25 protein-coding genes, 3 tRNA genes and 1 pseudogene are annotated in these 24,373 nt (G+C 61.8%); 21 read left to right on the forward strand and 8 right to left on the reverse strand.

The window, feature by feature from the left end; all coding sequences use genetic code 11:
- Positions 1 to 7: 7 nt before the first annotated feature.
- Positions 8 to 406, reverse strand: a complete 399-nt coding sequence (locus tag L3N39_RS13010) for an ElaB/YgaM/YqjD family protein (RefSeq protein WP_237257786.1) — start codon at positions 404 to 406, stop codon at positions 8 to 10.
- A 196-nt stretch (positions 407 to 602) separates the two neighbouring features.
- Positions 603 to 1,862, reverse strand: a complete 1,260-nt coding sequence (locus tag L3N39_RS13015) for an OprD family porin (protein ID WP_237257787.1) — start codon at positions 1,860 to 1,862, stop codon at positions 603 to 605.
- Between the two features lie 381 nt (positions 1,863 to 2,243).
- On the opposite strand from L3N39_RS13015, the gene L3N39_RS13020 reads away from it, so the two are divergent.
- Positions 2,244 to 2,483 carry a glutaredoxin family protein gene (locus L3N39_RS13020; RefSeq protein ID WP_237257789.1) on the forward strand — a complete coding sequence of 80 codons (240 nt, stop codon included), beginning with the start codon at positions 2,244 to 2,246 and terminating at the stop codon, positions 2,481 to 2,483.
- A 78-nt stretch (positions 2,484 to 2,561) separates the two neighbouring features.
- Here the strand turns inward: L3N39_RS13020 and L3N39_RS13025 are convergent.
- The 3 genes from L3N39_RS13025 to mobA all read right to left on the reverse strand — a co-directional run bounded on the left by L3N39_RS13025 (position 2,562) and on the right by mobA (position 3,622).
- Positions 2,562 to 2,638 (reverse strand) — tRNA-Pro (locus tag L3N39_RS13025).
- Positions 2,639 to 2,748: 110 nt separating this feature from the next.
- Positions 2,749 to 2,967, reverse strand: a complete 219-nt coding sequence (locus tag L3N39_RS13030) for a YgdI/YgdR family lipoprotein (protein WP_237257790.1) — start codon at positions 2,965 to 2,967, stop codon at positions 2,749 to 2,751.
- Between the two features lie 52 nt (positions 2,968 to 3,019).
- Positions 3,020 to 3,622 carry a molybdenum cofactor guanylyltransferase MobA gene (mobA, locus tag L3N39_RS13035; RefSeq protein ID WP_237257791.1) on the reverse strand — a complete coding sequence of 201 codons (603 nt, stop codon included), beginning with the start codon at positions 3,620 to 3,622 and terminating at the stop codon, positions 3,020 to 3,022.
- Positions 3,623 to 3,808: 186 nt separating this feature from the next.
- On the opposite strand from mobA, the gene L3N39_RS13040 reads away from it, so the two are divergent.
- Positions 3,809 to 4,840, forward strand: coding sequence for an acyltransferase family protein (locus L3N39_RS13040; RefSeq protein ID WP_237257793.1), 1,032 nt, complete (start codon positions 3,809 to 3,811; stop codon positions 4,838 to 4,840).
- A gap of 52 nt (positions 4,841 to 4,892) precedes the next feature.
- On the opposite strand, the gene L3N39_RS13045 is transcribed toward L3N39_RS13040, so the two are convergent.
- Positions 4,893 to 5,192 carry an I78 family peptidase inhibitor gene (locus L3N39_RS13045; protein WP_237257794.1) on the reverse strand — a complete coding sequence of 100 codons (300 nt, stop codon included), beginning with the start codon at positions 5,190 to 5,192 and terminating at the stop codon, positions 4,893 to 4,895.
- 119 nt (positions 5,193 to 5,311) lie between these two features.
- Between L3N39_RS13045 and L3N39_RS13050 the strand changes: the two genes are divergently transcribed.
- A complete protein-coding gene (locus L3N39_RS13050; RefSeq protein ID WP_237257796.1) occupies positions 5,312 to 5,713 on the forward strand; it encodes a PA2779 family protein in 402 nt (133 codons plus the stop codon).
- A 56-nt stretch (positions 5,714 to 5,769) separates the two neighbouring features.
- Positions 5,770 to 6,654, forward strand: a complete 885-nt coding sequence (locus L3N39_RS13055; protein WP_237257798.1) for a PA2778 family cysteine peptidase — start codon at positions 5,770 to 5,772, stop codon at positions 6,652 to 6,654.
- A gap of 39 nt (positions 6,655 to 6,693) precedes the next feature.
- Here the strand turns inward: L3N39_RS13055 and L3N39_RS13060 are convergent, their stop codons facing one another.
- Positions 6,694 to 7,977, reverse strand: coding sequence for an NAD(P)/FAD-dependent oxidoreductase (locus tag L3N39_RS13060; protein ID WP_237257839.1), 1,284 nt, complete (start codon positions 7,975 to 7,977; stop codon positions 6,694 to 6,696).
- A gap of 170 nt (positions 7,978 to 8,147) precedes the next feature.
- Here L3N39_RS13060 and L3N39_RS13065 point away from each other — a divergent pair.
- The 10 genes from L3N39_RS13065 to L3N39_RS13110 all read left to right on the forward strand — a co-directional run bounded on the left by L3N39_RS13065 (position 8,148) and on the right by L3N39_RS13110 (position 15,937).
- Positions 8,148 to 8,224, forward strand: a tRNA-Val gene (locus tag L3N39_RS13065).
- A gap of 215 nt (positions 8,225 to 8,439) precedes the next feature.
- On the forward strand, positions 8,440 to 10,362 hold the full coding sequence (gene thrS / locus L3N39_RS13070) for a threonine--tRNA ligase (protein WP_237257800.1): 1,923 nt from the start codon (positions 8,440 to 8,442) through the stop codon (positions 10,360 to 10,362).
- Entirely contained in the window at positions 10,362 to 10,913 is a 552-nt protein-coding gene (gene infC, locus L3N39_RS13075; RefSeq protein ID WP_237257802.1) for a translation initiation factor IF-3, read from the forward strand. Before thrS ends, infC begins: the two co-directional genes overlap by 1 nt.
- A 59-nt stretch (positions 10,914 to 10,972) precedes the next feature.
- Positions 10,973 to 11,167, forward strand: a complete 195-nt coding sequence (gene rpmI / locus L3N39_RS13080; protein ID WP_003298367.1) for a 50S ribosomal protein L35 — start codon at positions 10,973 to 10,975, stop codon at positions 11,165 to 11,167.
- A 27-nt stretch (positions 11,168 to 11,194) separates the two neighbouring features.
- Positions 11,195 to 11,551, forward strand: a complete 357-nt coding sequence (gene rplT / locus L3N39_RS13085; RefSeq protein ID WP_237257803.1) for a 50S ribosomal protein L20 — start codon at positions 11,195 to 11,197, stop codon at positions 11,549 to 11,551.
- Positions 11,552 to 11,712: 161 nt separating this feature from the next.
- On the forward strand, positions 11,713 to 12,729 hold the full coding sequence (pheS, locus tag L3N39_RS13090) for a phenylalanine--tRNA ligase subunit alpha (RefSeq protein ID WP_237257804.1): 1,017 nt from the start codon (positions 11,713 to 11,715) through the stop codon (positions 12,727 to 12,729).
- A 30-nt stretch (positions 12,730 to 12,759) separates the two neighbouring features.
- Positions 12,760 to 15,138 (forward strand): phenylalanine--tRNA ligase subunit beta, encoded by a 2,379-nt coding sequence (gene pheT / locus L3N39_RS13095; RefSeq protein ID WP_237257805.1) that lies wholly within the window; start codon positions 12,760 to 12,762, stop codon positions 15,136 to 15,138.
- Positions 15,139 to 15,141: 3 nt separating this feature from the next.
- A complete protein-coding gene (ihfA, locus tag L3N39_RS13100) occupies positions 15,142 to 15,444 on the forward strand; it encodes an integration host factor subunit alpha (RefSeq protein WP_011913482.1) in 303 nt (100 codons plus the stop codon).
- Entirely contained in the window at positions 15,425 to 15,781 is a 357-nt protein-coding gene (locus L3N39_RS13105) for a MerR family transcriptional regulator (protein ID WP_237257807.1), read from the forward strand. The genes ihfA and L3N39_RS13105 overlap by 20 nt, the downstream gene beginning before the upstream one ends.
- Positions 15,782 to 15,860: 79 nt before the next feature.
- Positions 15,861 to 15,937 (forward strand) — tRNA-Pro (locus L3N39_RS13110).
- A gap of 45 nt (positions 15,938 to 15,982) precedes the next feature.
- On the opposite strand, the gene L3N39_RS13115 is transcribed toward L3N39_RS13110, so the two are convergent.
- Entirely contained in the window at positions 15,983 to 16,540 is a 558-nt protein-coding gene (locus tag L3N39_RS13115) for an IS3 family transposase (protein WP_237257809.1), read from the reverse strand.
- Between the two features lie 46 nt (positions 16,541 to 16,586).
- Here L3N39_RS13115 and L3N39_RS13120 point away from each other — a divergent pair.
- The 7 genes and pseudogenes from L3N39_RS13120 to L3N39_RS13150 form a co-directional block, all read left to right on the forward strand.
- Positions 16,587 to 16,801, forward strand: a pseudogene (locus L3N39_RS13120) (DUF4113 domain-containing protein); the annotation flags it as partial.
- Between the two features lie 235 nt (positions 16,802 to 17,036).
- A complete protein-coding gene (locus L3N39_RS13125) occupies positions 17,037 to 17,645 on the forward strand; it encodes a TetR/AcrR family transcriptional regulator (RefSeq protein ID WP_237257811.1) in 609 nt (202 codons plus the stop codon).
- Complete coding sequence (locus tag L3N39_RS13130) at positions 17,642 to 18,793, forward strand: efflux RND transporter periplasmic adaptor subunit (RefSeq protein WP_237257813.1); 1,152 nt, start codon at positions 17,642 to 17,644, stop codon at positions 18,791 to 18,793. The genes L3N39_RS13125 and L3N39_RS13130 overlap by 4 nt, the downstream gene beginning before the upstream one ends.
- Positions 18,790 to 19,995: an ABC transporter permease gene (locus tag L3N39_RS13135; RefSeq protein ID WP_237257814.1), complete on the forward strand. Its 1,206-nt coding sequence runs from the start codon at positions 18,790 to 18,792 to the stop codon at positions 19,993 to 19,995. The genes L3N39_RS13130 and L3N39_RS13135 overlap by 4 nt, the downstream gene beginning before the upstream one ends.
- Before the next feature lies 1 nt (position 19,996).
- Entirely contained in the window at positions 19,997 to 20,704 is a 708-nt protein-coding gene (locus L3N39_RS13140; protein ID WP_237257815.1) for an ABC transporter ATP-binding protein, read from the forward strand.
- A 738-nt stretch (positions 20,705 to 21,442) separates the two neighbouring features.
- Positions 21,443 to 23,356 (forward strand): TAT-dependent nitrous-oxide reductase, encoded by a 1,914-nt coding sequence (gene nosZ / locus L3N39_RS13145; protein WP_237257817.1) that lies wholly within the window; start codon positions 21,443 to 21,445, stop codon positions 23,354 to 23,356.
- A 101-nt stretch (positions 23,357 to 23,457) separates the two neighbouring features.
- The coding region (locus L3N39_RS13150; RefSeq protein ID WP_237257819.1) for a NosD domain-containing protein at positions 23,458 to 24,373 on the forward strand (916 nt) is incomplete at its 3' end.

Consider the following 24,373-nt stretch of genomic DNA (forward strand, 5'->3'; position numbering starts at 1 on the left):
CCTCCGCTCAGCGACGAGTGATCAGGCCCAGTAGAAAGCCGACCCCCGCAGCGATGCCGACCGACTGCCAGGGGTGGGTCTGCACGTATTCCTCGGTGCACTGCATGGCGGCCTGGCTCTGTTCGCGCAGGGCGCCCTCGCGCTCCTTGAGCGTCTGGCGCGCGCGGGCGATGTTCGCGTTGATCTTGGCGCGCAGCTCTTCGGTCTGGCCGCCGGCCGATTCCTGGGTGTGCTTGAGCAGGCGCTCGGTGTCGGCGATCAGCGTGTGGAATTCCTCGATGAGTGCGTTCTGCGCGTTCTGCAGGTTGCGCCGATGGGCGTCCTTGTCGATCACCGGGCGCGAGGCGCCGGTGTCGCCTGCCATGTTCTGCTCGAAGGGGCTGCCGTTGGTGGATTCGATGGTCATCTTCCGCTCCTGATGAAATGGACTGTCGTCGGGGCTAACTGTTTCGAGCATAGCCTCGGTACAAGGTTCCCGTTTCGCTGCGGCGGTATTGGCGGGCGGGCAATAGGTCGCAGTGGAGCTGGAAAAAGTCGTATTTTGCGCGCCGCAGAAAAAGAAAAACCCGCCGAAGCGGGTTTTTCCTATCACGCGAGATGCATTACATCAGCGGGATGGTGTAGCTGACGATCAGACGGTTTTCGTCCAGATCGTTTGCGGTGCCGTTGCTGCGGAAGGTCGCGTTACGCCATTTGACGTTCAGGTTCTTCAGCGCGCCGCTCTGGAAGGTGTAGGCGAGATCGGTATCACGCTCCCATTCCTTGCCTTCCGATACGCCCGAGCGCTCGAAGTTATCGCCAGTAATGTAGCGAGTCATCAGAGTCAGGCCGGGAATACCGACAGCAGCGAAGTTGAAGTCGTAGCGAGCTTGCCAGGACTTCTCGTCAGGATTGGCGAAGTCGCCGATCTGTACGAAGTTAACCAGGTAGGGGTCGATGTTGCCGCCGACGTAGGCGAAGCCGGTGTCGCCGCTCATCTTCTGGTAACCCAGGCCGAAGCTGTGGCCGCTCAGCGAGTAGGTGACCATGGCACCGAATGCCTTGTTGTCGACATTGGTGTTGCCGTCATCGGTAGAGCGCTGGTAGCGAAGATCGGTCTTCAGCGACTGGCCTTCTGCAATAGGCAGTACATGGATCAGGTTGACAGCGTGCTGCTTGTAGTTGTCTTCCAGATTGCTGTAGTAGTAGCCCGCGGTCAGATCCTTGGTCAGTTTGTACTGGCCACCCAGGAACACGAAGCTGTCAGCTTCGGTAGCGCCGTTAATGCCTTTGCCTGAGTTGTTAACGCTCAGATCTTCATAGTCGCTCGACGCACGATTGTTGATTTCGTCGAGGTAACCGACGTCCAGCGTCAGACCGTCGATCTCGTTGGAGACCAACTGCGCGCCGCGAGTAACAGCGGGGAGCAGGCGACTGTCGCTAGTAGCGATAGCCATGTTTTTCGGCTGCAGAGTGCCGACTTTGAGAACGCTGTTGGAAAGCTTTGCTTTGGCGGTCAGACCGACCTCAGAGAAATCATCCGCAGCAGAATCACCTTCACTAGGAAGCAACTGGGAGCCGTTGCCGTCGCGGCCGGCGCCGGAATCAAGCTTGACGCCCAGCAGGCCCAGAGCATCGACGCCGAAGCCTACGGTACCTTCGGTGTAGCCGGATTCGACACGGAGCAGGAAGCCTTGTGCCCATTCTTCCTGCTTCGACTGCGAGGCGCCTTCCTGACGGAAGTCACGGTTAAAATAGAAATTACGCAGTTCCAGACCAGCTTTGGTGTCTTCGATAAAGGCAGCCTGGGCCAGGGTCGGGATTGCGAGTGTTGCTCCCAGAGTGGCCAGGGCCACGCCCCGGGCGATGGGGGTCTTGAGCATTTCTTATTTCTCCTCGTTGGATGATGCTCTGAATCGCTCTTTACGGCGCCGTGAAATAAAACATTACGTAGCGCCTTCAACCTTTAGACTTTAGTCTTCAAGGCGCTGCAGTCAACGTGCTAGACGCTTTCGCGCCCTGTCTTGCCCACGTTGGCCACACAGGCAGCGGACCTGATGGGTCATGCCAAACGCTTTGCCCGGCAATCTGTCGTTGCCTGAGGCAGCCGGTATCCTATCCTTTTGTTTCTGGCGAGTCGAACCTGCGTCTGTGTCGCACCTCTTTGCTGCGCTGGACGTCACGAATTTCAATAAGTCTTGTCTGGAAGTTCGGCTATTTGCCGTTCCAATTACTGGTAAGACCAATTTTGAGGGAAGCTGGCAATGCTGCCGGAGTGTCAATTGTTCGGAACCCTGGGATGCCACCTGTGCGAGCAGGCAGAGGGCTTGCTGATGCCGCTGGTGGAGCGGGGATTGCTCGTCGAACTGCTAGACATTGCCGAGGACGAGCGCTGGGTCGAGCAATACGGCCTGCGCATTCCGGTGCTGCGTCGTGTCGATACCGGTGCGGAACTCGAGTGGCCGTTCGAACTGGAACAGGTCGTTCCCTTTTTGCAGGAATAGAGCAGATCTTTTTCTGCGGGCAAAAGAAAACCGGCCATTGAGGCCGGTTTCTTTTCTCGCCGAGTGGCGAGCGGGATATGGTCGGAGCGACTGGATTCGAACCAGCGACCTTCTCGTCCCGAACGAGACGCGCTACCAAGCTGCGCTACGCTCCGTGGAATGGCGCGCATTCTACAGAAAAAGTTTTGTTCGACAAGAGGTTAACGAAAACTTTTTTGCGCGCCGTTGGATCGAGCGGAGTGCAGCCGCGGCTCGCGCGGTTCGGTCAGAGTTCGCGCACCGTCCGCACGCGGTCCTTGTTGACCTTGCCGGGTTTGCCGTCCAGTAGTTCGTATTCGTAGAAGCCCGATTCGTCATCGTACTCGGGCGTGTCCAGCGTCTGGATTTCCCGGCCATCGTTGAGGGTGATGACGCTGGGGCTTGAGCAGCCTGCCAGTAATGCGAGCCCGGCGGCCGCCAGGCACATGGAGAGAGAGGGGCGCATATCCGTTCCTTCTATGGTCGGTTTTCCGTAGTTGGGACGGCCTGCTGCGCGCTCAAGTTCCCTCATGTGGTGCGACTTGCCGTAGCAGTTCGGGACTGTTCAGGTTCGCCAGGCGCGGATCGTCTGGTGCCAGGTCGAGCGCTATGCAGCCTTGCGCCAGCAGTGCCTGCCTGGGGCTGCGCACGCCCTGCTGCCAGAGCGCGTCGATCGTCCCCCGGAGGCCGGTGGGAATCACGCAGAACAACGGCTCCCATTGGCCATTCTGGCGCACCATCAGCGGGGCGTCGGGCGCCTGCCGTGCACGTTGCTGCATGTGGGCGAGCAATGTGGTGTCGATCAGCGGTGTGTCGCAGGGCACGACCAGCAGCTGTCGATGACGAGCCGCCGCCAGCCCGGCGCGAATGCCGGCCAGAGGGCCGGGAAAGCCTTCTTCATCGTCGCTCACGAGCCTGTCGGCGAAGCGTGCATAGCGTGCCTGGTTGCGGTTGCAGGAAATCAGCAGGTCGTCGGTGAGCGGGCGTGCCGCGCTGCAGATCCAGTCGACCAGCGGCCGGCCGCGCCACTCGACGAGGCCCTTGTCGCGGCCGCCCATGCGCTGTCCGCGACCGCCGGCGAGGACCAGGATCGAAATTGGCTGACAGTCGGCTGTATTCATCTTTTTCCTTTCAAGGCCCGGTCCAGGGCGGCTGGTTGTTGCGGCGGCAGGCGCACGGATGATCGGCGGCACCTCTCGACGGGGGCGAGGTTAAACAAAGCCATCATCGGGTTGTCTATCTCCACCACCTGGCTATCTCGGCCGGGTGCCGTCTTCGTTTTGCCCATCGAACAAGGAGAACAAACGATGAAGGAGAGAAACGTCTGGGTCGACTATGCGAAAGCGATCGGGATCATCCTGGTCGTATACGGGCACGTGGCGCGCGGCGTCTTCAATGCTGGCCTGCCCATGGATGAAGCCAGCTACACGCTCGTCGACAGCATCATCTACAGCTTCCACATGCCGCTGTTCTTCTTCCTGTCCGGCCTGTTCTTCTACGACTCGCTGGTCAAGCGCGGCAAGGGTGGCCTGATCATCAACAAGGTCGATACCGTCGTCTACCCGTTCATTCTCTGGTCGTTGCTGCAGGGCTTCATCGAGGTCGGGCTGTCCAACTACACCAACGGCCAGGTGACCGCCGGCGAGGTGCTGTCCCTGCTGTGGATGCCGCGGGCGCAGTTCTGGTTCCTCTATGCGCTGTTCCTGGTGTTCGTGGTCTGCGCATTCGTCTACAGCAAGGCGGACCGGCGCCATTTCCTTCCGCTGCTGGTGCTGTTCGGCGTGCTGTTCGTTTTCCAGAAAGACCTGGTGACCGAGGGGCCGCTGCGTTTCATCCTCGGCAACACGGTGTTCTTCGCGCTCGGCGTCTGGTTCAACGAGGTGAAGGCGTTCTTCCTCGCGCGCTACGCGCAGTTGGCGGCGTTCTTCGGCGTGCTCTTCGTGATCGGGCAATACCTGTTCCATGTCACCTACGGTCTGAACTACACCGTCGGCGGCTTGCCGGTGCTGGCGCTGGCCACCGTGTCGATCTTCTTCATGGTCGCGCTGTCGATGTGGCTCGGCCAGTTCCGCGTCGACTGGCTGCTGTTCATCGGGGCCTCGTCCATGACCGTGTACCTGATGCACATCCTGGCCGGTAGCGGTGCCCGGGTGATGCTCAGCAAGTTCATGGGGATCGACTCGATTCCGGTGCATCTGGTGGTCGGCACGCTGGTCGGCCTGCTGGCGCCGTTGGTGGCGCAGCTGGTCATCACACGCTTCAACCTGTCCTTCCTGCTGGCACCGCCCAGGCTGGTGTCTGCTACGAACCTGCGCATGCGCAAGGCGATGGCCCAGTAGAGGGCGAGGCCGGGTCGACGATGTCGGCCCGGCTTCGCGGGATGCCTGTCGGTTAGCCGCAGTGGATGCGCTCGATGATCAGCGAGTCGTCGGTATGCAGGTTCAGCCGTTGCGAGTCGTACTCGAGCGTGACCACGTCATCCGGGCGCAGCAGGCGAGCGCGTTGTGCGCCGGCCTGCTTGCGTGCGCTGTCGAGCAGTTGCGGCGTCGCGGTTTGCCCGACCAGGCTCTGCACCGCCTCGGCATTGCAGCCCTGGCTGCCCGCAGGTGTTGTCGAATCGGGGGAAGATGTGCAGGCGCTGACGGCCATCACGGCGAAAATCGGCAAAAGGTGCTTTGCTGTCAAATGCATGGATTATTCATCCTTTACTTCAAGGCAAGGGGTGAGGACGGAACCGAAACTGTGGGCTGGTCGTCCACAGAAAGGTGGACCTTCGCTGTAAAAGAAAAAACCTCAAAAGGAGTTTCGCTATGTTCACTTCCACTCTTCTGAAGCGCGTCGCTGCAGTAGCGCTGATGTTGCACTCGCTGATGATCATCCAGATCCCGCAGGCGCAGGCCTCGATGATCGGCACGCAGGAAATTCTCGCGGAGCACCAACAGCAGGTCGATCGTGAGCAGTTGCTCGGGATGCTGGACGACCAGGAGGTGCAGAAAAAGCTCGAGTCGATGGGTGTCGATCGTGCCCAGGTGGAGAAGCGCATCAACAGTCTGACGCCTGCCGAGCTCGCCCAGTTCAATCAGCAGCTCGATAGCGCGCCCGCGGGTGCTGGTGTGGTAGGCATCATCGTGCTGTTCCTGGTGATCTTCATCATCACCGACATGCTCTGCGCCACGAACATCTTCAACTTCGTCAACTGCGTCAACCGTTGATCCGGCTGGCGCTCCTGCTGTGCGTGACCGCCGTGCTCGGCGGCTGCGCACAGCGCATGCTGCAGATCGATGAGGGTCAGCTCCCGGCCCACGTCGAGCTGACCGAGGTTCCCTTCTTTCCCCAGGAAGACTACCAGTGCGGCCCGGCTGCCCTGGCGACCATGCTGACCCAGCGCGGGATAGATGCCGGTCCGGACGAACTGGTCGATCAGGTGTACTTGCCGAAGCGCAAGGGTAGCCTGCAGGTGGAGATGGTTGCGGCAGCCCGGGCAGCCGGCTTGCTGGTGTATCCGTTGCAGCCTCGGCTGGAGGCGGTGCTTGCCGAGGTCGCGGCCGGCAATCCGGTGCTGGTGCTGCAGAATCTCGCCTTCGACAGTTGGCCCCAATGGCATTTCGCGGTGATGGTGGGTTACGACCTGGCGACCCAGCAGGTCATCCTGCGTTCCGGCACGACGAAGCGATGGGTCGGAAGCTTTGCCCAATTCGAGCGCTCCTGGGCCAAGGGTGAGCGTTGGGCTGTCGTGACGGTGCCTGTCGACCGGCTGCCGGCCACGGCGCAGGAGCTCACCTGGCTGCGCGCTGCCAGTGATCTCGAGCAGACCGGGCGGGCGTCGCTGGCGAGGCAGGCCAATCGGACCGCTGCCGAGCATTGGGGCGGGGCGCTGTCCTGGTTCGCCCTGGGCAACAGCCACTATGCGGCGCAGCAGTACTCGCAGGCGGAGGGAGCATTCCGCCGTGCGCTCGACCGCGACCCGGAGTTCGCGCCCGGCTGGTACAACCTGTCCCAATTGCTGGGCGAGCAGGGCTGCGACGTGCAGGCGCAGGCAGCGCTTGCCTGTGCCCGCAGGCTTGCGCCGCGGCAGGAGATGTCTGGCGGGCTGCCGTCAGTGCGCCGGTCGAGCCAATCCTGCTCTCGCCTTCCGGCCTGCCCGGTGCCCTGAGCGGCGGGCGAGACGGTGCTGCACGCCTCGCTGCCGGGCTCAGAAACCGAGCCGATCGCGTAGCGAATAATAGAACGCGCCCAGTGCGCTGATCGGGGCACGAAAGCGCTGCCCGCCTGGGAAGGGGTAGTGGCGTAGGCCGGCGAAAGCATCGAAACGCTCGGCTTGCCCGCTGATGGCCTCGGCCAGCACCTTGCCGGCAAGGTGCGTGTAGGTCACCCCGTGCCCGCTGCAGCCCTGGGAATAGTAGATGTTGTCGCCAAGCCGGCCGACCTGGGGAAGTCGCGACAGGGTTAGCAGGAAATTGCCCGTCCAGGCGAATTCGATTTTCGTCTCGCGCAGCTGGGGGAAGGTCGCCAGCATCTTCGGGCGGATGATCGCGGTCACGTCGGCCGGATCGCGGGCGCCATAGACCACCCCGCCGCCATAGATAAGGCGTCGGTCGGCCGAGAGCCGGTAGTAATCAAGCAGATAGTTGCAGTCCTCGACGCAGTAGTCGTGTGGCAGCAGGGCGTGTGCGATCTCCTCGGGCAAGGGTTCGGTGGTGATGACTTGCGAGCCGCAGGGCATCGATTTTGCCGCAAGCTCCGGGACCAGGTTGCCGAGGTAGGCATTGCCGGCGACGACGATAAAGTCGGCTCGTACCTGCCCCTCTGGCGTGTGGACGGTTGGGCGTGCGCCTCTTTCGATGCGAATGGCCGGCGAGTGTTCATGAATGCGTCCGCCCAGGCTTTCCACCGCCGCCGCCTCACCCAGGGCGAGGTTCAATGGGTGGATGTGGCCTCCCTGTCGGTCCAGCATGGCGCCGACGTAGCGATTGGTGGCGACCTCGCGCTGAACGGCATCGGCGTCCAGCAACTCGAGGTGCTGGTAGCCATAGCGCTCCCAAAGCGCCTTCTGCGCTTCGAGGTGTTTCATCTGCTTCGCCGTCAGGGCGGCAAAGAGTCCTCCGTCCTTGAGGTCGCAGGCGATCGCGTAGCGTTCGATTCGCTCGCGGATGATGCGCGCACCCTCGAATGCCATCGCACCGATCAGCTCGGCCTCCCGGGTGCCGGTGCTGCGTTCGATGGTGTCGAGGTCACGGCTGTAGCTGTTGACGATCTGGCCGCCGTTGCGCCCGGATGCCCCATAACCGACCCGGGCGGCCTCCAGCACGACGACTCGGTAGCCGCGTTCGGCCAGAAAGAGCGCCGCGGACAGGCCGGTGTAGCCGGCACCTATAACGCACACGTCGGTGTCGACACATTCCTGCAGTTGCCGGCGTTGCGGCGCGGTATTGGCGGAGGCGGCGTAGTAGGAGGGCGGGTAGGCGGTGTTCATGATCGCGTGTCGTCCGTTGTTTATATTTGACGCGATACTAGCCAGGCCTTTGTGCAACTGCCAATGGGTGTATGGAAAGCGCGTGTCGAAAATGAAAAACAAAAAAATTCAGGGGTTTAGCGAAAAAAGTGCTTGACGCACTTCGGCGGATCTATAGAATGCGCACCCAACGGAGGCACATAGCTCAGTTGGTTAGAGCACCACCTTGACATGGTGGGGGTCGTTGGTTCGAGTCCAATTGTGCCTACCAAATCAAAAAGGGTCGCGAAAGCGACCCTTTTTTTTGGCTTGCTTGCCAGCGTCCGTCCTTTCTGGAAGCATGCCGAGCCCTTTTTCCAGTGACTTCGGTCCGCTTCGGTGCCTCGAGCGCCTGCCAATGTGCGGCAGGCTGTGCGGCGGATCGCTTTACTGGCTCATCCCAACCCACGTGGCCTTTGGTAGGGGTCACCACTAGGAGAGGACGCCATGCCCATCATCACGCTTCCTGACGGCAGTCAGCGCACGTTCGATCATCCCGTCAGTGTCGCCGAAGTGGCGCAATCCATCGGTGCGGGCCTGGCCAAGGCGACGCTCGCCGGCAAGGTCGACGGTCGCCTGGTCGACGCCTGTGATCTGATCGAGCGGGACGCCACGCTGCAGATCATCACCCCGAAGGATGAGGAAGGGCTGGAGATCATCCGGCACTCCTGTGCCCACCTGGTCGGGCATGCGGTCAAGCAGTTGTACCCGACGGCGAAGATGGTGATCGGTCCGGTCATCGACGAGGGCTTCTATTACGACATCGCCTACGAGCGCCCCTTCACGCCGGACGACCTGGCTGCCATCGAGCAGCGCATGCGGGAGCTGATCGACAAGGATTACGATGTCATCAAGAAGATGACTCCGCGCGACGAGGTGGTCGAGGTCTTCCGCGCGCGTGGCGAGGACTACAAGCTGCGCCTGGTCGAGGACATGCCCGACGAGAAGGCGATGGGGCTCTACCACCACGAGGAATACGTGGACATGTGCCGTGGTCCGCACGTGCCCAATACGCGCTTTCTCAAGGCATTCAAGCTGACCAAGCTGTCCGGTGCCTACTGGCGCGGCGACGCCAAGAACGAGCAGCTCCAGCGGGTATACGGCACGGCCTGGGCCGACAAGAAGCAGCTGGCAGCCTACATCCAGCGCATCGAAGAGGCCGAGAAGCGCGACCACCGCAAGATCGGCAAGCGACTGGATCTGTTCCATACGCAGGAAGAAGCGCCCGGCATGGTGTTCTGGCATCCCAATGGCTGGACGCTCTACCAGGTGCTCGAGCAGTACATGCGGCAGGTGCAGCGCGAGAACGGCTACCTGGAGATCCGTACCCCGCAGGTGGTCGATCGGGTGCTCTGGGAGAAGTCCGGCCACTGGGCGAACTATGCAGAGAACATGTTCACCACCGAGTCGGAGAGCCGCGACTACGCCATCAAGCCGATGAACTGCCCATGCCACGTGCAGGTCTACAACCAGGGCTTGAAGAGCTATCGCGAGCTGCCCCTGCGTCTCGCCGAGTTCGGCGCCTGCCATCGCAACGAGCCGTCGGGTGCGCTGCACGGCATCATGCGCGTGCGCGGTTTCACCCAGGACGATGCGCATATCTTCTGTACCGAAGAGCAGATGCAATCGGAGTCCGCAGCGTTCATCAAGCTGACGCAGGCGGTCTATGCCGACTTCGGCTTCAGTGATATCCAGCTCAAGCTGTCGACCCGTCCGGAAAAGCGCGTGGGTTCCGATGAGCTGTGGGATCGTGCCGAGGCGGCGCTGGCTGCGGCGCTCGACAGCGCGCAGCTGCCCTATGAGCTGCAGCCGGGCGAGGGTGCTTTCTACGGTCCGAAGATCGAGTTCTCGCTCAAGGATTGCCTGGGGCGCGTCTGGCAGTGCGGTACGCTGCAGCTGGATTTCAACCTGCCGATCCGCTTGGGCGCCGAATACGTCAGCGAGAACAACGATCGCCAGCACCCGGTGATGCTGCATCGGGCGATCCTGGGGTCGTTCGAGCGCTTCATCGGCATACTGATCGAGCATTACGAAGGGGCCTTCCCGGCCTGGCTGGCGCCAACCCAGGCGGTGATCATGAATATCACCGACAAACAGGCTGATTTCGCGCTGGAGGCCGAGAAGGTGCTCTCCCAGGGCGGCTTCCGTGTCAAGGCTGACTTGAGAAACGAGAAGATCGGCTTTAAAATCCGCGAGCATACTTTGCTCAAGACACCCTATCTCTTGGTTATTGGGGATCGGGAAGTCGAAACACGATCCGTTGCTGTGCGCACCCGCGAAGGCGTCGATATGGGCTCCATGCCGCTCGAACAGTTCGCCCAGCTGCTCGCACAGGCGGTTTCCCGGCGTGGTCGCCAAGAATCGGAGTAATGACTATTAAGCGTGAAATGAGACAGGATAGAAGAGCTCAGCCCAAGGCACCGATCAACGAGAACATCACTGCGCGCGAAGTGCGCCTGATCGGTAGCGACGGCGAGCAGATTGGCATCGTCTCGATTGATGAAGCGTTGCGTGTCGCCGAAGAGGCAAAGCTGGACCTGGTGGAGATTTCCGCGGATGCGAATCCCCCGGTCTGCCGGATCATGGATTACGGCAAGCACCTTTTCGAGAAGAAGAAGCAGGCTGCTGCTGCGAAGAAGAACCAGCATCAGCAACAGATCAAAGAAATCAAGTTTCGTCCAGGGACGGAAGAAGGGGATTACCAGGTAAAGCTACGCAACCTGGTACGTTTCCTTGAAGATGGGGACAAGGCCAAGGTTTCCTTGCGATTCCGCGGCCGCGAGATGGCTCACCAGGAGCTGGGGATGGAACTGCTCAAGCGGGTCGAAGCTGACCTGATCGAGATTGGTACCGTCGAACAGCATCCCAAGCTGGAAGGACGCCAGCTGATGATGGTCATCGCTCCCAAGAAGCGTAAGTAACCTCCCGGGCACTGGCAGGCCTGATGGTTGACTGTTGTTATTGAATGCGGAGTACGAACATGCCAAAGATGAAAACCAAGAGTGGTGCTGCAAAGCGCTTCAAGAAGACTGCGAACGGCTTCAAGCACAAGCACGCCTTCAAGAGCCACATCCTGACCAAGATGACCACCAAGCGTAAGCGTCAGCTGCGCGGTTGCTCGCAAGTGCACCCGTCCGACGTTGCAAAAGTGGAGCGCATGCTGCGCGTTCGTTGATCCGGTCAAGACTCAGAGGAATAACTCATGGCTCGTGTTAAGCGTGGCGTCATCGCTCGTCGCCGTCACAAGAAAATTCTGAAACTCGCCAAAGGCTACTACGGTGCGCGTTCGCGCGTATTCCGCGTTGCCAAGCAGGCGGTGATCAAGGCTGGCCAGTACGCCTACCGTGACCGTCGTCAGCGCAAGCGTCAGTTCCGCGCTCTGTGGATTGCCCGTATCAATGCTGGTGCTCGTGTTAACGGTCTGTCCTACAGCCGTTTCATCGCCGGTCTGAAGAAGGCAGCCATCGAGATCGACCGCAAGGTTCTGGCCGATCTGGCAGTGAACGAAAAAGCGGCATTCGCTGTGATCGTCGAAAAAGCCAAAGCCTCCCTGGCCTAAGCTCCGACTGTCGCGAATCCAGCGATTCGCTGCGGATGTCACCGATAGGGGAAGAGTCTTAGGCTCTTCCCCTATTTCGTATCTGAGGAGGCTTTTGCAAAAGTGCACGGGCAACCCGACGGGTTCCGGTGCGGTTCTGCAAGAACCTCGGGAGGTTGTAAATGGAAAACCTGGAGGCACTGGTCTCGCAAGCGCTCGAGGCGGTGCAGCAGTGCGAAGATATCAATGCTCTGGAACAGCTCCGGGTCCAGTACCTGGGCAAGAAGGGCGAGTTGACCCAGCTGATGCAGACCCTCGGTCGTCTGTCTGCCGAGGAACGGCCCAGGGCTGGTGCGCAGATCAATGCTGCCAAGACCCAGGTGCAGGATGCCCTCTCGGCGCGCAAGCTCGCGCTCGAGGAAACCGAGCTGAACAACCGGTTGGCGGCTGAGCGCATCGATGTGACATTGCCGGGGCGCGGCCAGCAGTCTGGCGGGTTGCATCCGGTGACCCGTACGCTGGAGCGTATCGAGCAGTTCTTCACGCACATCGGATATGGTATCGCCGAAGGGCCCGAGGTCGAGGACGACTATCACAACTTCGAGGCGCTCAACATCCCGGGGCACCATCCCGCCCGCGCCATGCATGACACCTTCTATTTCAATGCGAACATGCTGTTGCGTACCCACACGTCGCCGGTGCAGGTGCGCACGATGGAGGCGCAACAGCCCCCCATCCGTATCGTCTGCCCTGGACGCGTGTATCGCTGCGACTCGGATATCACCCATTCGCCGATGTTTCATCAGGTCGAAGGGCTGCTGGTCGACGAGGGCATCAGCTTCGCCGACCTCAAGGGCACCATCGAGCAGTTCCTGCGCGTGTTCTTCGAGAAGCCGCTCGGCGTGCGTTTCCGGCCTTCGTTCTTCCCCTTCACCGAACCCTCGGCCGAAGTGGATATGCAGTGCGTGATGTGCAGCGGCAAGGGTTGTCGGGTGTGCAAGCAGACCGGCTGGCTGGAAGTGATGGGGTGCGGCATGGTGCATCCGAACGTCTTGCGCATGTCCGGCATCGACCCCGAGAAATACCAGGGCTTCGCCTTCGGCATGGGCGTAGAGCGGCTGGCCATGCTGCGCTACGGCGTCAACGACTTGCGTCTGTTCTTCGATAACGACCTGCGGTTTCTTGCGCAATTTCGCTAGTGCCGTTTTCAAGAATTCTAGGAGAGCAGAATGAAATTCAGTGAGCAGTGGCTGCGCGCCTGGGTGAACCCGACGGTTTCCCGTGACGAGCTGGTGGCCCGTCTATCCATGGTCGGGCTCGAAGTCGATGCAGTTGAGCCAGTTGCCGGTTCTTTCAGTGGGGTGGTGGTCGGCGAGGTCGTCTCGACCGAGCAGCACCCTGATGCCGACAAACTGCGCGTGTGCCAGGTCAGCGATGGCAAGGACGTCTTCCAGGTGGTTTGCGGCGCGCCGAACGTGCGGCCAGGATTGAAAGTGCCTTTCGCTCAGATTGGTGCGGTGCTGCCGGGTGACTTCAAGATCAAGAAGGCCAAGCTGCGCGGCGTCGAGTCGAACGGCATGCTGTGTTCGGAAGCCGAGCTGAAGCTCAGCGAGGATCATGGCGGCCTGATGGAACTGGTTGCCGGGGCGCCTGTGGGGCAGGACCTGCGCAGCTACCTCGGGCTTGACGATGTCAGCATCGAGATCGGCCTGACGCCCAATCGTGGCGACTGCTTGTCCATTACCGGTCTGGCGCGTGAGGTGGGTGCGATCTACGGCGCCTCGGTAACCGAGGTCGAGACGCCGGACAATCCGGTTTCGGTCAACGATTCCCGCCCTGTCGAGGTGTCGGCGCCTCAAGCCTGCCCGCGCTATCTGGGGCGCGTCATTCGCAATGTCGACGTTTCCCGCGCTTCGCCGTTGTGGCTGGTCGAGCGCCTGCGTCGTTCCGGTATTCGCAGCATCGATGCGGTGGTGGATGTCACCAACTACGTGATGGTGGAGCTTGGCCAGCCGCTGCACGCCTTCGATCTCAAGCAGATCGAGGGCGGCATCCGCGTACGCATGGCCGAGGAGGGCGAGACGCTTGTCCTGCTCGACGGGCAGGAAGTCGTGTTGCGGTCGGATACCCTGGTGATCGCCGACCACCGTCGCGCATTGGCCATGGCCGGCATCATGGGCGGTGAGCACAGCGGCATTTCCAGCGAGACGACCGATCTGTTCTTGGAAAGCGCCTTCTTCGACCCGATCGCCCTGGCGGGCAGGGCGCGATCCTATGGCCTGCATACGGACGCATCCCATCGCTACGAGCGTGGGGTCGATCCGCAGATGGCCAAGCGGGCGATCGAGCGTGCGACCGCGCTGTTGCTCGAGATCGTCGGCGGCGCTGCGGGACCGGTTGTCGAGGCGAGCAGCGCCGAACACCTGCCGCAGCCACAGCCGATCACCCTGCGTGCAGAACGCGTCGATCAGATGCTCGGTCTTTCGATGGAGCCGGATCGCATCGTCGCGATACTGCGCGCACTGGGATTCACCGTGCAGGAGCAGGCGGCCGGTGTCTGGCAGGTCGGTGTGCCGAGCCATCGCTTCGATGTCGCCCTCGAGGTCGATCTCATCGAGGAGCTGGGCCGCCTCTACGGCTATGACCTGCTGCCGACCCGCTATCCGCAGGCACGCCTGGCGCCCGAGGTACGTCCGGAAGCCCGTGCCGAGCTGCCAGCGCTGCGCCGCCTGCTCGTTGCGCGCGGCTATCACGAGGCGATCACCTACAGCTTCATCGATCCGAAGCTGTTCGAGCTGTTCACGCCAGGGGTCGCGCCGCTGCAGCTGGCCAACCCGATCTCCGCCGACATGGCGGCGATGCGCGCCTCTCTGCTGCCGGGCCTGGTCAAGGCGCTGCAGTACAACCTCAACCGTCAACAATCGCGCGTGCGCCTGTTCGAAGCCGGCCTGCGCTTCGTCGGCCAGCTGGACGATTTGCGCCAGGAAACCATGCTGGCCGGTGTGATCTGCGGCCGTCGGATGCCGGAAGGTTGGGCTCATGAGTCGGCCGAGGTGGACTTCTTCGACCTGAAGGCCGATGTCGAGGCACTGCTTGGCAGTGCCGGGGCGGCTGGTGCTTTCCACTTCGTTCGCGGCGAGCTGCCCGTCTTGCATCCGGGGCAGGCGGCACGCATAGAGCGTGATGGTCGCTTGGTTGGGCATCTTGGCGCGCTTCATCCGCAGATCGCCAAGGAGTTGGGCATCGAACAGCAGATCTACGTATTCGAGATCTCGCTTGCCGAGCTGTGCGAAGGGCGCTTGCCGACATTCCAGGAGCTGTCGCGCTTCCCGGAGGTTCGGCGTGATCTGGCGATCCTGGTCGAGCGCAACGTTCCGGCCGAGCAGATACTGGCCTGCATCCGTGAGGCAGCGGGCGAGACGCTGCGCGACTTGAGACTTTTTGACGTTTATCAGGGCAAAGGCATTGATCCGTCTAGCAAAAGTATGGCAGTCGGCTTGACCTGGCAGCATTCCGCGCGCACTCTTAACGACGATGAGGTCACCGCCGCGATGGGACGGATCCTCACTAATCTGGAAGAAAGGTTCAATGCCACGTTAAGGAAATAGCGTATGGGGGCTCTGACGAAAGCTGAAATGGCCGAACGTCTATATGAAGAGCTAGGCCTGAACAAGCGTGAGGCCAAGGAACTGGTCGAGCTGTTTTTTGAAGAGATACGGCAAGCACTGGAGCATAACGAGCAGGTGAAGTTGTCCGGTTTCGGCAACTTCGATCTGCGCGACAAGCGCCAGCGTCCGGGCCGTAATCCGAAGACCGGCGAGGAGATCCCCATCACTGCTCGCCGTGTCGTCACCTTCCGCCCCGGCCAGAAACTCAAAGCTAGAGTCGAAGCCTATGCTGGAACCAAGCCATAACGACGAACTGCCGCCGATCCCCGGCAAGCGTTACTTCACCATTGGTGAAGTCAGCGAGCTGTGCGCAGTCAAGCCCCACGTACTGCGTTACTGGGAGCAGGAGTTCCCGCAACTGAGTCCCGTCAAAAGGCGAGGTAATCGTCGCTATTACCAACGCCAGGATGTGCTGATGATCAGACAGATCCGGGCGCTTCTCTACGAGCAGGGCTTCACTATCGGCGGCGCACGGCAACGCCTTTCGGGTGATGAAGCACGTGACGATGTCACCCAGTACCGGCAACTGATTCGGCAGATGCTTGTCGAGCTGGAGGAGGTTCGCCAAGTCCTGGCGAAATGAAAAGCGAATCGAAAAAACCTTTCGCAATTCAGTTGCTTAGTATATAGTTAGCGCGCTTTCCTGAAAGGGAAGACAATGTCGGGGCGTAGCGCAGCCTGGTAGCGCACTTGCATGGGGTGCAAGGGGTCGAGTGTTCGAATCACTCCGTCCCGACCAAAAAATCCCTAGAAAATCCAGTCACTTAGCGGTGACTGGATTTTTTTATGCCTGGAGGATGCCGCCGAAGCAAGACCTGGTAGTCGTACGCGCAGTATTGGCTGCACGATCCGGGTGTAGCAGCACTTCTTCTTTCGGCTGTCGGCGTGCCAGAGCAGCGTGCATCAGGGCCTGCCGCATCCGGTGGTGCATCGCCCAACCGACGACGGCGAGTGAATAGAGATCGAGCACGACGGCCGATGCAGCCAGCCTTAGGCCATCCGCACGTAGGTCATGTTCGAGACCCAGTGCCGATTGGCGTGATCCGAGGCGAACTGGCGATCCAGGTGGTTCGGGGCAATCGGCAGAAACATGATGACTGCTGGAAACCAGCCGCCAGCGCTTGCGCGAGCGAGCGCGCAGACCGGCTTCGCGCATCAGTCGAGCAACCCGGTGTCGACCACACGCATGCCCCATGGCCGGCACATCGGCGCTACAGTTGCCCAAGAGGCTTTCAGCGATGCGCAGCGTCTCGGTTACATGACGAAGCGGTGTACCGGCAAGCACTTGGTCTATCGCCTCGCGTTTGAAAGATTCGGGAAAACATCGCTTGGTCTGGGGCATGAACACTCCTTGCGGTGGCATTATCCACCTTAAGTCAGGGTCCACTCAGACGGGGACAGATCAAGATGATCTGTTCGCCACGACGCAGCCGCTGGAAACCGAGCGCCTGATGACAGTGTTGATCAGATCAACGCGCGCTGGGGGCGTGGCACCCTGCGTCCGGGGCGCGTGGTGGCCAGCCCGGAGTGGGGAATACGACGGGATATGATCAGCCAGTCGTTCACTACGCGCCTTGACCAGCTGTGGCGGGTGCCATGTTGAGCCGCGCGCCAGTACGCGGCGCTGCACCAGCAATCGCTGCATTCGATATGGCAAGCCAATCTTCTTGGGGCGATGCGATTCCGCGTCCGCTCCACTATTCGCTGTCCCGATAGGCCTCGCGCCTCGGCGAGACAGCACCATAAAGCGAGCGGCCTTGGTTCGATGGGCGTCACGACCATTGCAATTCCAGGTTCGAGCGCTAAGATAGTAATCGATTACTATCTTTAGGTGACTCATGGACAACCCTCCGAAACATCTCCCCGCCGACGAGCGTCGCGCTGTAACGATCGAGGCGGTCGTGGAGCTCGCCGGATCGAACAATCCCAGCGAGATCACCACCGCCGCGATTGCCAAGCACATGCATGTAACCCAGGGCGCGCTGTTTCGGCATTTCGCGAACAAGGACGCCATTTGGCAGGCGACGATGGAGTGGGTGGCCGAACGTCTGCTCGCCCGCATAGACCGTGCGGCTCGCGGCATCGAGTCGGCGCTCGAGGCGATGGAGGCGATGTTCATGAGCCACGTCGACTTCGTGGCCGAGCATCCGGGCGTGCCGCGCATGATCTTCGGCGAACTTCAGCGCGCCGAATCGTCGGCTGCCAAGCGCATGGTGCAGACGTTGATCAGGCGTTATGCCGAGCGCCTGAAGCTGCTTATCGAGAAGGGCAAAGCGAACGGCGAACTGTCTGGTGAACTGGATGACGAAGCCGCGGCAATGCTTTTCATCGGCACGATCCAGGGGCTGGTGATGCAGTCGATGCTCGACGGCGATATGCAGCGAATCCGACGCGATGCACCGCGCGTCTTCGCGGTCTACCGGCGTGGCATCGAGGCGGCCGCATGAAACGGCCGATCCTGCACCGTCGCGTGCTGGTGCTGCTGGCGGTCGTGGTGCCGTTGGCGGGCTTGTTCGGCTATGTGGCGTTGCGTTCCGGTCCTCTCGCACCCGTTGCGGTAACGGTCGCGCCTGTGGAGTCGCGCTCGTTGGCGCCGGCACTGTTTGGCATCGGCACCGTCGAGGCGCGCTACACCTACAGGATCGGTCCCACTTCGACCGGGCGCCTGCTGCGCCTCTCCGTGCAGGTTGGCGATCATGTCATTGCCGGACAGGTGATCGGGGAGATGGACCCGGTCGACCTGGACAAGCGGATTGCCGCGCAGGCATCGACCGTCAAGGCTGCCGAGGCGGCCTTGCGTGAAGCTCAGCAACGGCAGCGTTACGCCAGCACCCAGGCTGGACGCTACGCACGGTTGTATGAGGCGCGGGCGACCAGCGAGGAGAATGCTGCAACGAAGCGCCACGAGCTGCGGATAGCCGAGACGGCGCTGACCGCTGCCGAAGAACAGCTGGCGCGCGCCAGGGCCGAGCAAGAAGTGCTGTTGGCGCAGCGCGCGGATTTGCGCCTGATCGCTCCGGTGGACGGCCTGGTGGCTGAGCGAACGGCTGATCCCGGCTCGGCGATCGTCGCCGGGCAGGCCGTGGTGAACGTCATTGACCCGGGCAGCTACTGGGTCAATGTTCGCTTTGACCAGGTCGGTGCCGCCGGCTTGGCGCAGGATCTGCCGGCTCGGGTCGTGCTGCGCTCGCGTGGCGGCCAGGTGCTGCACGGACGGGTACTTCGGGTGGAGCCGATGGCCGATGCGGTAACCGAGGAACTGCTGGCCAAGGTGGTCTTCCAGACGCTGCCCGAACCGCTGCCGTCGGTGGGGGAGCTGGCAGAGGTCACGGTCGACATGCCCGCGCTGCCTGCCGCGCTGGTCATTCCCAACGCCGCGATCAGGCGTGAGCACGAGACCACAGGTGTCTGGCAGCTCATGGAGCGGGGCTTGCGGTTCGCGCCGGTCCGTCTCGGTGCCGCCGACCTGGATGGCTATGTGCAGGTTGCGGCAGGCCTCGAGCGCGGCGACCGGATCGTGGTGTATAGCGAGAAGGCGCTGGCGGCGCACCACCGCGTGCAGGTCGTCGAGCACATCGTGGGCGCGCCGAGATGATCAGTCTCGCCGGGCGCGACATCCTGCATGTCTGGGGCAAGTTCGTCTTCACCGGTGTGGGCCTGGGCCTGTTGATCGGTGTCACGCTGGTCATGGCCGGGCTGTATCGCGGCATGGTCGATGACGGCAAGGTGCTGCTGGACAACAGCGGCGCCGATCTGTGGGTCGTGCAGCGGGACACCTTGGGGCCTTACGCCGAATCATCCAGCATCCACGACGACCTGTACCGTACGATCCTGGCCATGCCGGGGGTTTCCCAGGCGGCGAATGCCACCTACCTGACCATGCAGGTACGCAAGGGTGCGAGCGATGTGCGCGCCATGGTGGTCGGTATCGCGCCGGGCTCGCCGGGTGTGACGCCCGGCTGGCCGGCCTACCTGGTCGCCGGGCGCCAGATCACCCGCGGGCACTACGAGGCGGTGGCCGATGTCGCCACCGGGTTCCAGCTGGGAGACCGGCTGACGATTCGCCGCAATCAATACACGGTCGTGGGCCTGACCCGGCGCATGGTGTCCTCCAGCGGCGATCCGATGGTGTTCATTGCGCTCAAGGATGCGCAGCAGGCCCAGTTCCTCAAGGACAACGATGCGATCTGGCAGGAGCGCCGTCGCACCGCGGCCGACCTCGAGCTCAATCGCCCCGGGGCGTCGGACATGCTCGTAACCGTCAACGCGCTGCAAGTCGCCAACCCCTACGTCAACGCCGTGCTGGTGACACTGAAACCCGGGCATTCGGCGGATGCGGTGGCCGAGTCCATCCGTCGCTGGAAGCGCCTGACCGTATACACCCGCGATCAGATGGAGCAGATCCTCGTCGGCAAGCTGATCGCGACATCGGCCAAGCAGATCGGCATGTTCCTGGTGATCCTGGCCATCGTCAGCGCCGCGATCGTGGCCTTCATCATCTATTCGCTGACGATGGACAAGATTCGCGAGATCGCCGTGCTCAAGCTCATCGGCACGCGCAATCGCACGATTGCCGCGATGATCCTGCAGCAGGCGATAGCGTTGGGGGTGATCGGCTTTGCAGTGGGCAAGATCAGCGCCACGTTTTCCGCGCCGGTGTTTCCCAAGTATGTGCTGCTGATTCCGCGCGACTCCATCGCCGGCTTCCTCGCCGTCCTGGCGATCTGCGTGCTGGCCAGCCTGGTTGCCATCCGTATCGCGCTCAAGGTTGATCCGGCGCAGGCCATAGGAGGCTGACATGGCAGGCAACGGCATTCGCATCGAACGGCTGAGCAAGCGCTATGGCGAGGGCGACACGGCGGTGTTCGCCCTGAAAGAGGTGAACATGCATGTCGCACCCGGCGAGGTAGTGGGGCTGATCGGCCCCTCGGGGTCGGGCAAAAGCACGCTCCTCAAATGCCTGGGCGCGGTCATCGAACCCACGGCCGGGCGGATGACCCTGGGCGACGAGGTGATCTACGACGACGGCTGGAGCGTCAGCGACCTGCGCGCCCTGCGTCGCGACAGGATCGGCTTCGTGTTCCAGGCACCGTACCTGATCCCCTTCCTCAACGTGACCGACAACGTGGCGCTGCTGCCGATGCTGGCCAACGTACCCAACGCCGACGCCCGCAGCCGTGCGCTCGACCTGTTGGGCGCACTGGATGTCCGGCATCGGGCCAATGCCATGCCATCGCAGTTGTCCGGCGGCGAGCAACAGCGCGTGGCGATAGCCCGTGGCCTGGTCAATCGTCCGCCGGTGATCCTGGCCGACGAGCCGACCGCGCCGCTGGACAGCGAGCGCGCGATGGCGGTCATCCGTATCCTCAACGAGATGGCGCGTTCCTTCGAGACGGCGATCATCGTCGTCACGCACGATGAGAAGATCATTCCCACCTTCAAGCGCATCTACCATATTCGCGATGGCGTGACCCACGAAGAGGCTGGCGAGGGGCGGGCGTACTAAATCGTATGCCTGCGTCCGCTCTCGGCCGAGCGCCGATTACCTGGTGCGGTTGGTGACGTACGCTTCGAAACGCTACTGCGTAAGCCGGACATTGATACCCAGTGCCCAACGCAATCACACACCTGGCCGGGCGAACGGCGCGGACCGTTGCGACGCGGGTAGGTGCATTCCTCGGAAAAACTGGCCGCTGCGCTTGCGAACCTTGCCCGAGCCTTGTCTTGCCCTCATGAATTCTGCGCAGCTCGAAGGCTGTCGGCGTGCCCGTAGTTAGAACCACTTGATGCGCGTCATGGACCCACGCCGCTCCCTCCTGTAGGCGCGCTTGGGAAGTGGCCTGATACGCTTTTATTCCCCTTATCTGCCGCTGTTTTCGGTGCAGATGGACGCAGATTATCTCCCTACACATTCGTAGCGAGAGCATGCCGTCATGATGCGTCGCCAACTCCGTTCGCCAAGTCCGCCGAGCCTGCCGCTCGGTATCCACGAGCCGGCGAACCAGCCTTTCCTCAGGCTGCGGAATTCGCCGTGGGGAAGCGCTTGGCGACGTCGACCACCATCTGCCACGACAGCCGTCACCATGCCGGATGACCGGCACAAGCCCGTTCTCGCTACAGGTTGCGTTGATCCCGGCGTTTGGCCAAGCGGGCCGCGCCAAGCTGGACGGTGCACGTCATGAGCCCCTGGTCAGGCGCGCCCTTCAATCGGCTGGTTCGAATTTCATCCTGAAAGGAGTAGAGCATGAGCGACAAGCGTAAAGGCGACACCGAAGTACTGGGGAAAAGCGGCTTGAGTCGTCGTGGTTTCCTCGGCGCAACGGCCATGACCGGTGCCGCCGCAGCCGCCACGGCACTGGGTGGCGCGGTGATGACGCGTGAAAGCTGGGCGGCGGCGGCCAAGGACTCCAAGTCCAAGATCCACGTCGGGCCTGGCGAGCTCGATACCTACTATGGCTTCTGGAGCGGCGGTCACCAGGGCGAGGTGCGCGTCATGGGCGTGCCGTCCATGCGCGAGATCATGCGCATCCCGGTGTTCAACCTCGACCCAGCGACCGGGTACGGCCTCACCAACGAGAGCAAGCGCGTGCTGGGCGACAGTGGCAAGTGGATGATCGGTGATTGCCACCACCCGCACCTGTCACTGACCGATGGCAAGCATGACGGCAAGTATCTGTTCATCAACGACAAGGCTTGCAGCCGCGTCGCGCGTATCCGTCTGGATATCATGATGACCGACAAGATCGTCACCATTCCCAACGCGCAGGCGGTGCACGGCCTGCGGTTGCAGAAGGTGCCGTACACCAAGTACGTGTTCTGCAATGCCGAATTCATCATTCCGCATCCGAACGACGGCCTCAATATCGCGCTGGATTCCGAAGACAGCTTCACGGTATTCAACGCCATCGATGCCGAATCGATGGAAGTGGCCTTCCAGGTCATCGTCGACGGCAACCTGGATAACTGCGACGCCGACTACACCGGCAAGTACGCCGCGTCCACCTGCTACAACTCGGAGAAGGCGCTGGACCTGGGCGGCAGCATGCGCAACGAGCGCGACTGGGTGGTCGTCTACAACATCCCGGCGATCGAAAAGGCCATCAAGGACGGCAAGTTCGTGACCCTGGGCGATAGCAAGGTACCCGTGGTCGATGGCCGCAAGGCCAAGATCGGCGACACCAATGTCACGCGCTACATCCCGGTGCCGAAGAACCCGCACGGTTGCAACATGTCGCCGGATGGCAAGTACTTCATCGCGGCCGGCAAGTTGTCGCCGACCTGCACCATCATCTCCACGGCGCTGCTCGACGAGTTGTTCGCCGGCAAGTTGAAGGACGAGCGTGACGTCGTGGTCGGCGAGCCGGAACTTGGCCTCGGCCCGCTGCATACCACCTTCGATGGCCGCGGCAATGCCTACACCACGCTGTTCATCGACAGCCAGGTGGTCAAGTGGAACATCGACGAAGCCATCCGTGCCTACAAGGGCGAGAAGGTCAACTACATCAAGCAGAAGCTCGATGTGCATTACCAGCCCGGGCATAACCACGCCACGCTGACCGAGTCCCGCGAGGCGGACGGCCAGTGGCTGGTGGTACTGAGCAAGTTCTCCAAGGACCGTTTCCTGCCGACCGGCCCGATGCATCCGGAGAACGACCAGCTGATCGATATTTCCGGCGATGAGATGAAGCTGGTGCACGACGGCCCGGCCTTCGCCGAGCCGCATGACTGCACCATGGCGCGCCGCGACCAGATCAAGACCAAGAAGATCTGGGACCGCAACGATCCGTACTTCGCTGAAACCGTGAAGATGGCCGAGAAGGACGGCATCAACCTGGAGACCGACAACAAGATCATCCGCGACGGCAACAAGGTCAGGGTGTACATGGTGTCGATGGCGCCGAGCTACGGGATCAACGAGTTCACCGTCAAAGAGGGCGATGAAGTCACCATCACCATTACCAACATCGACAAGATCGAGGATCTGACCCATGGCTTCTGCATCGTCAACCAGGGCGTAACCATGGCCATCGGCCCGCAGCAGACATCGTCCATTACCTTCAAACCCGAAGGGGTCGGCGTGTTCTGGTACTACTGCAACTTCTTCTGCCATGCCCTGCACATGGAAATGAACGGGAGGATGATCGTCGAGCCCGCGTGACGGGGCGCACCGAAGCGGATAAATCGCTTCAACCCAGCACTCCCCGGCGTTGCCGGGGAGATTCCGGTGACATGGGGCGTCTGGAACATGCGAGGCATGAAATGAAACTTCTGGCGGTCAGACGGCAGTACCACCAGGTGCCCTGGGTACTGCTCATCCTTACCGGTTGCGCCACGGCGCAGCCCAAACCCATTACGGAACTGCCTCTGGAGCCCGCCGGCGACAACCGCTGGGTGCTGCCTGGCGGGGAGTATTCCGGCCAGTTCATCATCGACCGGCCGATGCATCTGCGCTGTGCAGCTGGAGCCGTCCTGGACGCGCAAGGGCAGGGTAATGCGCTGGAAGTTGCCGCTGCCGGCGTCGTGCTCGAAGGCTGTTCGATCCGCAACGCGGGGCGCAACCTGACCGAGATGAACGCGGCGATCTTCATCCGGCCTGCTGCAGCGGGAACGGTGGTACGCGACAACCGCATCGATGGCGCCGGGTTCGGCATCTTTTCCGATTCGGCCCGTGGCGTTCGCATCCTGGGTAATCGGCTTCGGGGCGATGACAGCGTGCGCTCGCAGGATCGCGGCAATGGCATTCACCTGTACCGGGCGAGCGGTGCGCTCGTTTCCGGCAACCACGTCAGCCAGACCCGCGACGGCATCTTCATCGACAACTCCAATGGCAACACGCTGGAAAACAACACCCTGCACGACCTGCGTTACGGCGTGCACTACATGTACTCGCAGAACAATCAGCTGCTCGGCAACCTTACCTACCGTACCCGCACCGGCTATGCGCTGATGCAGAGTCGCCTGCTGACCGTCGTAGGCAACCGGTCGCTGGAGGATCAGGGCTACGGGATCCTGATGAACAACATCACCTACTCGACCCTGAAAGATAACCACGTCGCGGATGTCCGGGCGGCGACCACCAGCGCCGGTGGTGAAATCAACGGCGGCGAAGGCAAGGCCCTGTTCATCTACAACTCGCTGTTCAACAGCATCGAGAACAACCACTTCGGCAACAGCG

This window comes from Pseudomonas oligotrophica (assembly GCF_021726475.1).
In the GTDB taxonomy this organism is placed as follows: domain Bacteria; phylum Pseudomonadota; class Gammaproteobacteria; order Pseudomonadales; family Pseudomonadaceae; genus Stutzerimonas; species Stutzerimonas oligotrophica.